The sequence below is a fragment of the Sulfurimonas sp. genome (genome assembly GCF_041563035.1).
In the GTDB taxonomy this organism is placed as follows: Bacteria; Campylobacterota; Campylobacteria; order Campylobacterales; family Sulfurimonadaceae; genus Sulfurimonas.
On sequence record NZ_JBFFNS010000001.1, the window covers coordinates 88157 to 100929 of the forward strand.

Annotated in this window: 15 protein-coding genes; 8 read left to right on the forward strand and 7 right to left on the reverse strand. The window is 28.2% G+C overall.

Annotation, left to right across the window (positions count from 1 at the left end; all coding sequences use genetic code 11):
* Nucleotides 1–101 precede the first annotated feature (101 nt).
* The gene (locus ABZC13_RS00400) at nt 102–692 is read right to left on the reverse strand and encodes a helix-turn-helix domain-containing protein (protein WP_372998319.1); all 591 of its coding nucleotides are present in this window, start codon (nt 690–692) and stop codon (nt 102–104) included.
* A 320-nt stretch (nt 693–1012) separates the two neighbouring features.
* Between ABZC13_RS00400 and ABZC13_RS00405 the strand changes: the two genes are divergently transcribed.
* From ABZC13_RS00405 to ABZC13_RS00425, 5 genes are read left to right on the forward strand one after another with little or no spacing between them, the layout of a single operon-like run.
* Nucleotides 1013–1939: an NAD-dependent epimerase/dehydratase family protein gene (locus ABZC13_RS00405; RefSeq protein ID WP_372999426.1), complete on the forward strand. Its 927-nt coding sequence runs from the start codon at nt 1013–1015 to the stop codon at nt 1937–1939.
* Nucleotides 1936–3117, forward strand: coding sequence for a glycosyltransferase family 4 protein (locus ABZC13_RS00410; protein ID WP_372998322.1), 1182 nt, complete (start codon nt 1936–1938; stop codon nt 3115–3117). Before ABZC13_RS00405 ends, ABZC13_RS00410 begins: the two co-directional genes overlap by 4 nt.
* Nucleotides 3114–4070 carry a radical SAM/SPASM domain-containing protein gene (locus tag ABZC13_RS00415; protein WP_372998325.1) on the forward strand — a complete coding sequence of 319 codons (957 nt, stop codon included), beginning with the start codon at nt 3114–3116 and terminating at the stop codon, nt 4068–4070. The genes ABZC13_RS00410 and ABZC13_RS00415 overlap by 4 nt, the downstream gene beginning before the upstream one ends.
* Before the next feature lie 3 nt (nt 4071–4073).
* Nucleotides 4074–5669 carry a methyltransferase gene (locus ABZC13_RS00420; RefSeq protein WP_372998328.1) on the forward strand — a complete coding sequence of 532 codons (1596 nt, stop codon included), beginning with the start codon at nt 4074–4076 and terminating at the stop codon, nt 5667–5669.
* Nucleotides 5666–6181 carry a histidine phosphatase family protein gene (locus ABZC13_RS00425; protein WP_372998331.1) on the forward strand — a complete coding sequence of 172 codons (516 nt, stop codon included), beginning with the start codon at nt 5666–5668 and terminating at the stop codon, nt 6179–6181. Before ABZC13_RS00420 ends, ABZC13_RS00425 begins: the two co-directional genes overlap by 4 nt.
* 131 nt (nt 6182–6312) lie before the next feature.
* Here ABZC13_RS00425 and ABZC13_RS00430 read toward each other — a convergent pair whose 3' ends face one another.
* Both ABZC13_RS00430 and ABZC13_RS00435 read right to left on the reverse strand, forming a co-directional pair.
* The gene (locus tag ABZC13_RS00430) at nt 6313–7167 is read right to left on the reverse strand and encodes a hypothetical protein (RefSeq protein WP_372998334.1); all 855 of its coding nucleotides are present in this window, start codon (nt 7165–7167) and stop codon (nt 6313–6315) included.
* Nucleotides 7168–7245: 78 nt separating this feature from the next.
* Nucleotides 7246–7473, reverse strand: coding sequence for a helix-turn-helix transcriptional regulator (locus ABZC13_RS00435; protein ID WP_372998337.1), 228 nt, complete (start codon nt 7471–7473; stop codon nt 7246–7248).
* Nucleotides 7474–8517: 1044 nt separating this feature from the next.
* On the opposite strand from ABZC13_RS00435, the gene ABZC13_RS00440 reads away from it, so the two are divergent.
* Entirely contained in the window at nt 8518–8718 is a 201-nt protein-coding gene (locus ABZC13_RS00440) for a hypothetical protein (RefSeq protein ID WP_372998340.1), read from the forward strand.
* A gap of 159 nt (nt 8719–8877) precedes the next feature.
* On the opposite strand, the gene ABZC13_RS00445 is transcribed toward ABZC13_RS00440, so the two are convergent.
* From ABZC13_RS00445 to ABZC13_RS00455, 3 genes are read right to left on the reverse strand one after another with little or no spacing between them, the layout of a single operon-like run.
* Entirely contained in the window at nt 8878–9459 is a 582-nt protein-coding gene (locus ABZC13_RS00445) for a hypothetical protein (protein WP_372998344.1), read from the reverse strand.
* Between the two features lie 15 nt (nt 9460–9474).
* Entirely contained in the window at nt 9475–10080 is a 606-nt protein-coding gene (gene traT / locus ABZC13_RS00450) for a complement resistance protein TraT (protein WP_372998347.1), read from the reverse strand.
* Between the two features lie 2 nt (nt 10081–10082).
* Nucleotides 10083–10418 (reverse strand): hypothetical protein, encoded by a 336-nt coding sequence (locus ABZC13_RS00455; RefSeq protein ID WP_372998350.1) that lies wholly within the window; start codon nt 10416–10418, stop codon nt 10083–10085.
* A 157-nt stretch (nt 10419–10575) separates the two neighbouring features.
* Here ABZC13_RS00455 and ABZC13_RS00460 point away from each other — a divergent pair, with 157 nt between their 5' ends.
* On the forward strand, nt 10576–10827 hold the full coding sequence (locus ABZC13_RS00460) for a helix-turn-helix domain-containing protein (protein WP_372998354.1): 252 nt from the start codon (nt 10576–10578) through the stop codon (nt 10825–10827).
* 55 nt (nt 10828–10882) lie between these two features.
* Here the strand turns inward: ABZC13_RS00460 and ABZC13_RS00465 are convergent, their stop codons facing one another.
* Nucleotides 10883–11680: a serine protease gene (locus ABZC13_RS00465; protein WP_372998357.1), complete on the reverse strand. Its 798-nt coding sequence runs from the start codon at nt 11678–11680 to the stop codon at nt 10883–10885.
* 106 nt (nt 11681–11786) lie between these two features.
* On the opposite strand from ABZC13_RS00465, the gene ABZC13_RS00470 reads away from it, so the two are divergent.
* Entirely contained in the window at nt 11787–12692 is a 906-nt protein-coding gene (locus tag ABZC13_RS00470; RefSeq protein ID WP_372998361.1) for a hypothetical protein, read from the forward strand.
* Nucleotides 12693–12773: the final 81 nt, after the last annotated feature.

Below are 12773 nucleotides of genomic sequence, written 5' to 3' on the forward strand. Positions count from 1 at the left end.
TTAATGTATCCAAATAATGCATTATTATAACTAAATTTGTATACTCTATATTAATTTTTGTTGTATTCCAAATATAGGGTAACCTTTTAGCTTAAATTAGCTTAACCATTAATTGTCATTTCATGTAAATACTTCCATACAATATAAGCTTCATCTTTATTTAAAATACTCTTGCTAACTGTATTAAATATTAATTGTTGCTCATTTATAGTAAATGCTGTATCTTCTTTCCAGCCTAACCCTTTAGTATAAAATTTATTTTTTGAATTCTCTTTAACAAATCTCATTTTAAAAGATTTAAAATCATCTTTATTAAGAGTAGTTTTATTGTTAAATGTATTATTAAGTGTATTGTTAACTTTTAACTTTTGTTTTAGAGGGTCTTTAAGTTTTATAGAAGAGGATATATAACAAACATTAAGTATCCTCTTTAATATTTGTTTAGTACCCTCTTTGTAAACAATCGTAGATCGTATATACTGTTTTTTAATTAAACTTTTTATCACTAACGACACCCTTGTTTTGGAGATTTTAAAAAAATCAGCAAAATAACCATTACTTGCAAAACACCCACTCTCATTGTCTAAACTTTTAATCTCTACAAAAAATATTTTTTCTTGTGTAGTTAAATCTTTAGCAAGCCATATTTCTTTAGGTATCCAGATTCCTTCAAATCGTCTGTCTAAGCTCATTAAATAACTCCTTGATTACAGTGTGCGATATTATTATATAAGTGCTCTTTTAGGTACAACTTTGTAAATAATTCGTACAAATTACGGAATTGATGGCTGGATCTATCCCCCCCCCTTGTTCCACCATTATTAGATTTTTCAGATTTCATAAATAGACTATTTTGTACTCTAAAAACTTTTAGCTTAAGCTGTTTAGAAGTTACTGAATTTTAATAATATTTTTTTCTTTTATCTAATATCTATTTAGTTTATTTGTGATATAGTATTTTTTTTAAAAATGATTATTATGCAAAGGGCAAAAAATAGAAAAAATAGTATTAATTACGGGTGGGACAGGTTTTATAGGTTCAACATTAGCAATAAAACTTTTAAAACAGAATTGTTATGTTGTTCTTTATGATATAAAAAATAATAATAAATTTTATGAAGACTATAAAAATATATCATTTGTTCAAGGTGATACAAATGATAAAAAGAAGTTAATAAGTTTATATGAAGAATATAAATTTGATGGAATTATACATTTAGCAGCAGTGTCTCGTGTTGTTGTTGCTCAGAATAACCATGAAGAATGTATACGAACTAATGTAAATGGAACAAGAGTAGTCCTGGAAGCTTTAAATGAAGCTTCTGGAATAAAAATACCTTGGTTAATTTTTGGAAGTAGTAGAGAAGTGTACGGAGAGCCAAAGCAATTACCGGTATCAGAAACATTTGAAAAAAAGTATGTCAATATTTATGGCGACTCGAAAATTCAAGGTGAAAACATGTTTTATGAGTTCGCAAAAATACATAATTCTTCAGCCGTAATTTTGCGATTTGCTAATGTATATGGAAATCAATTTGATTTACTCGATAGAGTAATTCCTAGGTTCATTAAAGCAATTTTTCAAGAAGAGGAATTAACAATTGAAGGCGGAGAACAAATAATAGATTTTACTCATATAGATGATACTGTTGATACAATCATAAAAACAATAAAATATGTAGAATCATCTAGTCAAATAGTAGATGATTTTCATATTCTACCAGGTATTGGATGGAGTCTATATGATGCAATTACGTATATTGAGAGTCATCTGGGTAAAAAAGCAGTAATAAAAGTAAATAAAAAAAGAAACTATGATGTTGAAAAATTTATTGGTAATCCAACAAAAATAAAAAATGTTCTAGGAAGTAGAAGTTTCTTGAGTCTTAGTGAGGGCCTAAAACTAGCTATCCCAAAATATTTAGAGGTATTAAAATGAGAGTACTAAAAGTTATACATGGTTTTCCACCAGATTATATGGCTGGAAGTGAAGTGTATTCATATCATTTAGTGAAAGAACTTATTAATCAAAATATAGAAACGTATGTGTTTACGCGAGTTGAAAATGAGTTTCACGAGCCATATAGAGTTTATAATGAAACTTTTGAAAACATTAATATTCAACGAGTAAACAAACCACAAAGGGATTATCTTTATACGGACAAGTTCTATGATGATAAAATGGATGAATTATTTAAACAATATCTTTTAAAAGTTAATCCAGATATTGTGCACTTTGGTCATTTGAGTCATCTTTCAACAAATTTAATAGCAATTGCAAAAGAATTAAAAATACCAATTGTATATACAATACATGATTTTTGGCTTTTTTGTGTAAAAGGGCAGATGGTGAATGAAAGCGGTTCGATTTGTCAAATGCCTTCTATTGAAAATTGTACAAAATGTTCGCCATATGTTTGCAAAGAAAACGATGTAAAAAAAGTTCTTAATCATATGAATAAAGTTGTAAACGCAGTGGATGTATTTGTTTCACCATCCATTACCCTAAAAGATTTTTTTGTTTCTCAGGGCGTTGACAGTGATAGAATTAAGTATATGAAATATGGTTTTAATAATGAAAAAATAAAATTTAATAAAAAAATATTTTTAAAAAATGACAAGTTGAATTTTGGATTTATGGGAAGAGTTATTCCTACCAAGGGTGTAAAAGTGTTAACAGATACCTTTAAAGAACTTCCTAATGAATCTCTAAGCATATATGGAAATATTGGTGTCCAAAAACGATTTTTAGAAGCGAGTAATATTGTGTTTAAAGGTTCTTATAACAATAACACAATAAATGAAGTTTTAAATGACATTGATGTCCTGATTGTACCGTCAACTTGGTATGAAAATGCACCTTTAGTGATTCAAGAAGCATTTTTAGCAGGTATCCCTGTAATAACATCAAATATTGGCGGAATGAAAGAGTTAGTTGATGATGGTGTGAATGGATATACATTCGAAGCAGGCAACGCTCAGAGCCTTGGAAATTTAATAAGAAAGATATCAGAGAATCCTACTCTATTGAATTCTCTTAAACAGTGTAGAGACAGCGTAGTAGATATAAAAGATGATGTCAAAAGTATTGTTAAAGTTTATAAAAGTTTAGTATGAGAAAACCTTGGCGAATAACAATTGATACTAATCCTGACCAGTGTAATCTAAACTGCATTATGTGTGATACTCATAGTATTTATAATAGTAGTAGTAATGCTCAACCTAGAAGAGCAATGAACAGAGATCTTCTTTCGAAGTCTATTGATCAAGCTTTAAGTATTGGAGTGCAGGAGATTATCCCATCTACTATGGGGGAACCATTAATGTATCATGATTTTGATCTTTTCATAGAGAAAATTGCAAACTCTAAGATAAAGCTAAATCTTACTACAAATGGAACATTTCCAATTTATGGGGTTGAGAAATGGGCAGAAAAATTACTTCCAATATTAAGTGATATTAAAATTTCTATTAATTCTTTAAATCCCAATATCAATGAAAAAATTATGCCAAATGATGACACTTTAAAAAAAATAGAGAATATAAAAAAATTTGTATTATTGAGAGATAACTCATATCCCAATGTGTCGATAACGATGCAAGTGACGTTCTTAAAATCAAATCTAGATGAGTTGGAAAATATTATAAAGTTTGCAATTGAACATAATATTGATAGAGTGAAAGGTCATCAACTGTGGGTGACCTTTAGTGAAATTGAAAAAGAGTCTTTACAAAATAATGAAGCAAATATAATTGTATGGAATCAATTTATTGATAAGATAGAACATTATAAAGATAAAATCAAATTGGTGAATTTTGAAAAGATTTTAATTGAGAAAGATGGTTTAGATTTAAAAAATAATTGCCCATTTTTAGGTGAAGAGCTGTGGATAGATCATGAAGGAACTTTCAATATTTGTTGTGCACCCTCAAATAAAAGAACTTCATTGGGTGAGTGGGGAAATATAAAAAACAGATCTATAGAAAATATGTTTAATTCACTTGAATATGAACATGTAGTAAAAAATTATAAAGAGTATAGTATATGCAAAGAATGTTCTTTAAGGTAGTAAATGTTGAATATATCTTTTAATGAAACACACCATATTGAAAATGGACAACCATTATATGAAACGAGATATAAAAGGGTTATGAGTTTTCATGATAATATAGCTCCTGTAGAAACTGAGAATGAATCTTTTTTTATAAATAGAGACAATCAAAAACTTTTTAATAGAACATTTAAAAAAGCATACGGTTTTTATGAAGGTGTATCCGCAGTTTATGATGCTCAAGGGTGGTTCCATATTGATTCTAATGGTATGGATATATATGCTCAAAGATATCAGTGGGTAGGTAACTTTCAAGAAGCTCTTTGCGTAGTAAGAGATAGTGAAAATAACTATTTTCATATTAATAAAAATGGTTCTAGGCTTTATAATGATAATTACAGTTACACAGGAGATTTTAAATATGGAATTGCTGTAGTTATTAATGAAGAAGGAAAAGCAACTCATATTGGTAATAATGGTTCTCTGCTACATTTAAAATATTTTGATGAATTAGATCTGTTTCATAAGGGTTATGCTGTTGCAAAAGACGCAAAAGGCTATTTTCATATAAATAAAAATGGAGATGAACTTTATAAAGACCGATATCAAAAACTTGAACCATTTTATAATGGAGTAGCTTTAGCAACAAACTTTAGTGGACAGAAAGTAATTATTGAAGAAACTGAAGTCAATCCGCTTGCTATTACACAAGAACGGGTAGATAAAGAAAAAATATTAAATGAATCATTTGGTTATTTTAAATATCAAATACTGTTTAGTATCCTCAAATTAGATGTTTTGAAATGCATACAAGATGATAAATCAATAGACTTGCCTGAAATTTCAGTGAAATTAATTATAAGATGGCTCAAGGTGGAAGGGATAATAGATATAGAGTCTTGTTTGACAAAAAAAGGAAAATTGATAGAAAGTGAATTAAAGCCTTTAATCCTCTATTGGCAAGATTTACCTTTTAAGGTAAGTTCTAGATTAGTTGAATCTCTTCATAAAGGTGATGAGGTATTTAGCGATATGTATGGAAAACCTTTTTTTGAGTATTTACAAGATAACACATTCATACAAAATATTACTAGTGCTGTACATGAATACTATACAACAGATTATAAAGAACTTGTTAATTTACTTGAGTTTGGTGAAGATACAATTTGTGATATTGGTGGTGGTAATGGAGCTTTACTTACAGCAATTAAAAAATATAATAAAAACACAACAACAATTTTATTAGATAAATTTAATCAAAATACTGAACATAAATTTTACAAAATAGATTTTTTTAAGCCATTTAGTGTGCATAGTGATATATTTCTTTTAAGCAGAATATTACATGATTGGAATGATGAAAATGCGATTATAATTTTAAAAAATGTAGCAAATAACATGTCAAATGATAGCATATTGTATATTTTTGATACTATTATTCCAGAACAAATACTAAATGATAAAGGACATACACTTTCTTTTCATTTATTAAGTTTTTTGGGTGGTTATGAGAGGACGTTTGCTGATTTTGAACGTATTTTAGAGAAATCAAATCTTAAAATTATTAACGTATATGCAGAAGATAATTTAATATCTATTTTAAAAGTAAAAAAATGAAATATCTTATAAGACATGCTGAAAAAACTGATTCAAGTGTTCATGCAAAATTAAGTGAACAGGGAAAGATTGACTCTTTAAACTATGGAAAACAGTTACAAAAAAATAATGTCAATATTGAAATGATTGTAACTAGCCCTATAGATAGGTGTGTTCAAACAGCTGAAAAAATTATTGAAGGTCTTAATAAAGATGTCACTATAGTCAAAGCTGAAGAACTAGGTGATCCTGGAGTATATATCAGTGATGACATAGAAGCAATGAATATATTTGAAAAATTTAATTTAATAGAAATCATAAATATGCAATTATCTATGAAAAACTTAAATGGATTCCACGACTTAAATAGTGCTTCTCAGCGCTTAAAATATTTTATGGATAGACATGAAAAGCATACTATATTTATTTCACATGACGCTGTTATCATTCCTTATATAAGTTGGCTTGAAAATGTAGAAAAAATTTATGAGGCTGATCTTATCAATTATTTATTTGAGTATGAAATTAAGTGAAGTGTGGAATGTTCGTTTTCCTTTAACTTTAAACATAAAAAATATTACCAAACATATTTTAAATAGCGGTCTAAACTAGTCCGTTATAAGGTTTAACTATAACGGACTATATCGAATTAGAGTCGTTTTCTCTACCTTAATCGCCAAAAAGTTGTTTTGCCTCTCTCAAAACTTATAGCTATATCATTTTTCATTTTTTTCCATAATTCCATGTCGTTAGAACTCAAAATATTTTGAACTCGTTTTAGAGTAAACTCTTGTGGTAAATTACCTTTGTCAATATTGGATTTGATTGTATATGCGAGAAAGTGACTTTTATTATAAAACTTGGTATGACCTGTTGGTAATAGATCTGGGTTAAGAGAATGTTCTACTTTTACTAGTGTGCCACTTTGGATATTGTTGTCAATTTTGTGAAGACTTAAAGCAGTAACAGATTTTTTATACTTTTGAAGGTTATCATACTCAATTTTATAACCTCCATTCTTTGTATCTGCTATTTCTATTGCATGGTCTAGAAGTAGTATTGGCATTTTTATCTCTTCAATAAAGTACTTCTTTAATATATCAAGTTGAACGGATCTTTCTGTAATGTTATCATGCAGAAATAAATCTAAATAATTATCAATAATAACAAATACAGTTTCTCCAGCATTTTTTATTTCCTTTAAGACCATTTTTATATATTCAAAAGGACTATCTGCAAAAGCAATATATTTGTATATTACATTATGTTTTTTGCAATGATCTAAAAAAACTTTACCATTTGATTCCAAAGCAAAATAAATCGATGAAAGTTCTGTTTCCATTGCGATTGAAACAGCCGTATAGTTTTTTTTATAGCACTGTGGGGCAAATAATAAATTAAGCCCATTATGAAGCACAGGGGCATTTCCTATGACTGTATGTGTAGATGAATTTACCTGAAGTTCATTCAGTTCTAAACTCGCAAAAATTTCTTTTATATTTAATGATTTTTCTATCATTGTTGTTCCTTTTATGTATATTTATTTTATTTATGTAGGAACAGAAGATTACTTCTATTCCTAGTTATTTCATTAGTTTTATTCATCATACTGTGCTTCCAACCAGTTCTGTATTTCTGATTCACGCCATCTGACCATTTTGGTGCCTTTAACCTTAAAAGGTTTAGGAAACAGGTTTTTGTTAGAAAGATCATAAATCTTAGACCTAGAAATTGCTACACGCTCAATGACTTCTTGAATTCTCATTGCTTTATCTATATTTTGACATTTGTTTTTTTTAAGTTTGGATGTATTCTTATGTTCCATTCTATACTCCTGCAAGTAAACCCATATATTGGGTCTGTTGGAGATACCTTAAATAATTAAGACGATGGTGGTGAGGAACGTCCCGTGGGTGGTTATATAGAAGAAATAATAAAAAATAAAATTAGGAATACAGAAGTAATAAAATTTAAATTTATAATCAAACATGAGGTATTGAGGAGTGAAAAAGTTAGCGTAAGCATCCAGATGCCAATTATGTAGCATAACTTTTGCTTCTAAATTATTGAATAGAAATTCTTCAGGTAGTTGTATAAAACAACAGGTGGACTTTACAATTGACATGCTAGTCATATTGTAATATAAAATACAGAATAATATGAAGAAGTATACCATGTTTTTTCATAAATCAAATTTTTCATAAATTTTCTTAATGAAATCCATTTGATTGTTTTTTTATTTTTGAATAAGATAGGGGTATCTTTCAAAATAAGGAAACAAAGATGAAGTATTTTAAAATGCAAAGGTTATTTTTTATGTTAGCAACAAGTTTAGAGATTACTGCTTATAGTTTTGATCTTTTTAATCACTTTACTGCCTTGGTATAAAGGATTATGATGATAAAAGATATTTTAGAATTAGTAATATTTATTGTCATTGTATACTTTATACTGATACCAGTATATAAAGCGATATTTAGTTGGCTTTTTGAGTCTAAATCAAAATCACAATTCATCTTTAGATGGTTTGTAATATCTCAGTTTTTAAAATAAAGGATTGTATATGCTAAATTATCATAGATTACTATCGGTACTGTCTATATTGTCAATTATATATTCAATTTATGGAATATATTCAGATCAAGTGAAAATGGGATTCTACATAGGTGTATTAATTTTATCGTTAATTATATTCGGACTATCTACTGGAATATTAAGTCTAGAAAGAATTAAACAAATAGACAGTGGAGAATCAAAATGAACTCAAGTATCAATACAATTGAAGTAATAACTTTTTTTTTCTTGTTTTTTGGAATAGCTTTATCAATAGGCAAGTATCAATATAACAAACAAATTAAAAAGAATACTCATGAAAGTGCAAACAAACACAACAATAAGTTTATCTCTTGATTATTACTGTCAATTTGATTTAGTACCAAAAGCTGATGGATGTATAAATGTACTATTGCTTGCAATTATATTCTTTGGATTTTTATTTATTGTTTTAAGAAGTGAAAAATATAAATATTTAACTGACTACATAATAGATAAGTTTGGTAGATGGTTTTAGTTATAAAAACATTAACGATTGAAATATTTGAATACTTTTCAAACATACATTATAAGATTAATTTACTTCCGCAAGTTAAAGAATTTTCTCCATTACTCCACTATTAGCACCAAAAGCAGATTCTTCATCTACTCTTAGTATTCATAAAAGAAAAAAGTATTAAATCTTCTTGCTTGTTGACTTGGCGTTAGGGTCTCCAAACTTAAAACCCTTATCTAATCCATTATACTCATAGGTAGTTACATCTTTCATATCCACTATGGTATCATCGGCCCTCATAAAGTCTAGCACCTCATGAGCATCAAAAACCAAGTAATTTGCTGGTCTTTCTCTATAGTAGGCTATCTTATTTGAAAACATTCCTCCAACTACTTTGTAGCACCAGTTAGCGCCAATAAAAGTACTTCCAACATTATTATCATAACATCTGCTTTTAATCTCTTCAGCAGAAGATAGCATTTCAGCAGAAGAATCAATAGGATCTAAAATTCTAAAATATTTAAATCCTTTTCTTATAGTTGTTTCTGCGTTTGATTGAATCAAAAACTTTGAACCATTATTTCTTCTTGTATGAACTCCGCCAAGCACGTTGGAATCACTATGGTTATCAACACCAACAATTGTTTGATAACCATGCTCTTGTTTTTCTGGATATGGAGATGTAACAACAACTGTTTTCGCACATCCAGAAAATATAACAACACCTAGAAGACTGAATAAAATATAAATATTTTTTACCATGATAATACCTCTTATTTAAAATATATTAACAATAGTTCTAGTTGATTCTTTTTCTAAAATTGGCATAGCTTCTTTTAGATCAAGATTCATCTTTACAGCTCTTGCGAACACTCTTGTTTTATCATCAGTATTATCAATAAATCCTTTTAGATTTATATCAATAACAGCTTTAAAAGTATCGTCTTCAAGAACTTTTGCACCAACTGCACCAGCCAAAGCAGCAGTCGCTCCAATAAGTAAAGAATCGGCAGTTCCAGAACCAGAACCCATCGCAATGATTCCTGATGAAAGTCCTAGTCCAGATGCAGCTTTAACTGCATTAGCTTCTTTCAAATTGTTTGCAAATAAAACATTTACAAATAACCCATATGAGGCATCACTAGAACTATCAACAATTTTATAGCCTTTTTCTGTCAAACCTCTTTTAATGCTGCCTGATAAATCCATAAGCTCTCCACCACTATTAGCAGTATTTGTTACCTGTATATATATAGTTTTCTCTTTTATTTGAGAGTGATCTAGAATGATTGTTCTTGTGCTTTTAGCGCTTGTCTCAAGAGACATTGTTCCACAACCAGACAGTATGAAAAGACTAAATAGTGTAAGTAGTAACTTATCCATTTTTATTTCTTCCTTTTAAAATAATAGTTTTGATTAGAGTTATTGACTTCGCCTTTAATGGTTATTAACTCCCATCCGTTATCGCCCAGTATTCTAAGTACATCCATTTCATAAGCTTCTTTATGCTTCCATTTAGCGAGATATTTTTTCAATACACCACCATTAGCAATTAATAGTTTTTCTCCATAAGCAATGCTTCCTTTTTTACCATCATTTAGTACAGAATAGTACATCATTTTTTTATCTTTAAACTTTGCTCCTGTGGCATAAAGCATATATTCCCAATCTTGAGCCATACTTACTGCAGCTAACAAAGACAACAATATAAGTTTCTTCATAAATCAACCCTCTTACTTTTATTTAAAACAATTTTTAACATTTACAATAAAATATTGTCTTGATAGTTTATTGTAAAGTGGATTAATAGAAACTTATAAGTGTTTGTTATTGAAATTGTATCAAGTTAATATATCAAAAACTCATAGGTGTTTATAGTTGTTTGAATCTGAACCAAGTATTTTTCTTGATAAAATTGTTGAAAATGTAAAAATTGAACGAAAAAAAAGAAAAATAAGTCAACTAAAATTAGCACAATTATTAGACTTTAGCTCTCCAAACTATATTGCTAAAATAGAGACAAGAAAACATGATGTATCATACAATATCCAACATCTTTGTAAAATAGCTGAAGCATTTGATATGGAAGTTGTTGATTTTCTTCCGATAAAAGATAAAGTTAAAAGCTGAAGTAAAAATTCGATTTTATATTATTAATGTTTATTTAGAATACTAAAATCAGAATTTAAAAATCAAATAATCTTTTTCTATTCTCAAGAAAGACATAGTCTGCCTCTTCCATAGTCATATCTTTTCTTTTAACTTTTTCACATAGCCCTAAAAAGATAGCATGCAGTGTATGCATTTTGATATCATCAGATTTTGCTAGATTAGTCCAAGTATTTATAGTTTCTTTAGTTGTACAATAAGAATAATCGTAATTATTTGATTTCAAGTTTATTACCTTCTGGTAATTAAAATCTTCTGTTATTTTGCTAAACCTATCAACTGTAGTCGCATAGGTAATATCTTCATTTATACTAGATCTAGATATTATGGCTATGAGCTTGCCATCTTTATTAAACACCCCACCACCTGAGTTACCATGTGGTACTTTATAATTTAAAACAATAGAGTTTTTATTTTTCTTAGAGATGATTCCTTTTAATATCAAGCCCTCTCCAGATAAGCTATAAATCTCTTCAGACCAAGAAGTGTTATTGTATAGTTGTGCAGGAGCTTGAGTGAAGTCTTTTACATGTAAGTATGCTAAATCATCTTCTACTGACACTTTACCAATTATCGCGGAGTGACTTTTACCAGATGAATCAATAACTGTTACATTTTTAGCATCATATATCACATGATAAGCAGTGACTAAGTCTCCATTGTTAGAGACTATTACAGCACTACCATAGCTGTTTGAATCAGCAATAGTGGTTATTTTTACTTGTAGTACTTTGTTCTTGTTAAGCTTTGTATGTGCTAGTTCATTTGCATATATGCTTGAAAATAGTAGTAAAAATGTCAAAAATCGTTTCATTTATACCCTTACTATTAATTTTTTATAAAGCTTTATACGAGTATAGTATATGATAAATAATTATATAATGGTAAAAATAATATCATAATCTAAGGAAAAATAAAATATGGAAAAATTAGAGTTTATCAGTAATGAGATTTCTAATCTAATAGTATTAAAACAACATTTAGAAAGTAATATATCGCAAATAGTGAAATTTTATGGTTTAACCCTGGCTGCTTTTTTCGCATTTATTGTTTTTTATGAAGGGAAGGATTTAGAATATAAATTTATTTATGCTTATATGGGTATATGTTTTATTATATTTACAAGTGCTACCACATACTATACTGCTCATACTATTTCAAAGAATTTAAAAAGACGTATATTATACAGACGAGAAATCGTTAGTTTAAGAAAAATAGCAAATGATATGATGGATAATGCTTACTGTCACAATATAGTATGTCAATTGGAGAATTCAAAAATGAGTTTTTCTAAGTTTAATAGTTTACCAACAATCGCAATATTCATGGGAACAGCTATCCCAATATTATTCTATAAGTTTTCAAAAGACTTATTAGTCGCTTATGAAGTTTTGGATTCGCTAAATATAAATGCAAACGAGAGTATAGTATCAATATCAATGTCAGCGTTGGTTACTTTATTTGCATTAGTTATTATGTTAAATTTATATACACATCATCGAAGAGAAATGATAATAGCAGAAAAAGTAAATATAAGCCAAGATGAACGAACAGTAAAAGATAGAGTAGATTGCTTGAACAAAAAACGACGTAATAGAAAAAAATATAAATTATTTAGGATGTTAGCAAGAAGATTTGTAATTGCATTCGTAGTTATTATTTTGATTCAATTCTTTAGTAATATTTTTATACCTAAAGGTTATTTTATTTTTTTAGAATTTATTTTAATAGCTCTTATAGTGCTCTTTTTAGTTAAAAAGAACAGAGTTATAAATATGCGAAAATCAAGAGTTGGAGAACCATTTAAAGTACCATGTATAACGTGAGTATAGCACAAGAAAGATGTTTGAGATGATGTAAATGAAAGCAAATAAGTAGTATTTTAATATTTAAAAAAGGAAATCCAT

Coding starts and splice junctions, on each gene's coding strand:
- ABZC13_RS00400 (WP_372998319.1), bottom strand. CDS start 692: ATGAGCTTAGACAGACGATTTGAAGGAATCTGGATACCTAAAGAAATA.
- ABZC13_RS00410 (WP_372998322.1), top strand. CDS start 1,936: ATGAGAGTACTAAAAGTTATACATGGTTTTCCACCAGATTATATGGCT.
- ABZC13_RS00415 (WP_372998325.1), top strand. CDS start 3,114: ATGAGAAAACCTTGGCGAATAACAATTGATACTAATCCTGACCAGTGT.
- ABZC13_RS00420 (WP_372998328.1), top strand. CDS start 4,074: ATGTTGAATATATCTTTTAATGAAACACACCATATTGAAAATGGACAA.
- ABZC13_RS00425 (WP_372998331.1), top strand. CDS start 5,666: ATGAAATATCTTATAAGACATGCTGAAAAAACTGATTCAAGTGTTCAT.
- ABZC13_RS00430 (WP_372998334.1), bottom strand. CDS start 7,167: ATGATAGAAAAATCATTAAATATAAAAGAAATTTTTGCGAGTTTAGAA.
- ABZC13_RS00435 (WP_372998337.1), bottom strand. CDS start 7,473: ATGGAACATAAGAATACATCCAAACTTAAAAAAAACAAATGTCAAAAT.
- ABZC13_RS00440 (WP_372998340.1), top strand. CDS start 8,518: ATGAAAGTGCAAACAAACACAACAATAAGTTTATCTCTTGATTATTAC.
- ABZC13_RS00445 (WP_372998344.1), bottom strand. CDS start 9,459: ATGGTAAAAAATATTTATATTTTATTCAGTCTTCTAGGTGTTGTTATA.
- traT (WP_372998347.1), bottom strand. CDS start 10,080: ATGGATAAGTTACTACTTACACTATTTAGTCTTTTCATACTGTCTGGT.
- ABZC13_RS00455 (WP_372998350.1), bottom strand. CDS start 10,418: ATGAAGAAACTTATATTGTTGTCTTTGTTAGCTGCAGTAAGTATGGCT.
- ABZC13_RS00465 (WP_372998357.1), bottom strand. CDS start 11,680: ATGAAACGATTTTTGACATTTTTACTACTATTTTCAAGCATATATGCA.
- ABZC13_RS00470 (WP_372998361.1), top strand. CDS start 11,787: ATGGAAAAATTAGAGTTTATCAGTAATGAGATTTCTAATCTAATAGTA.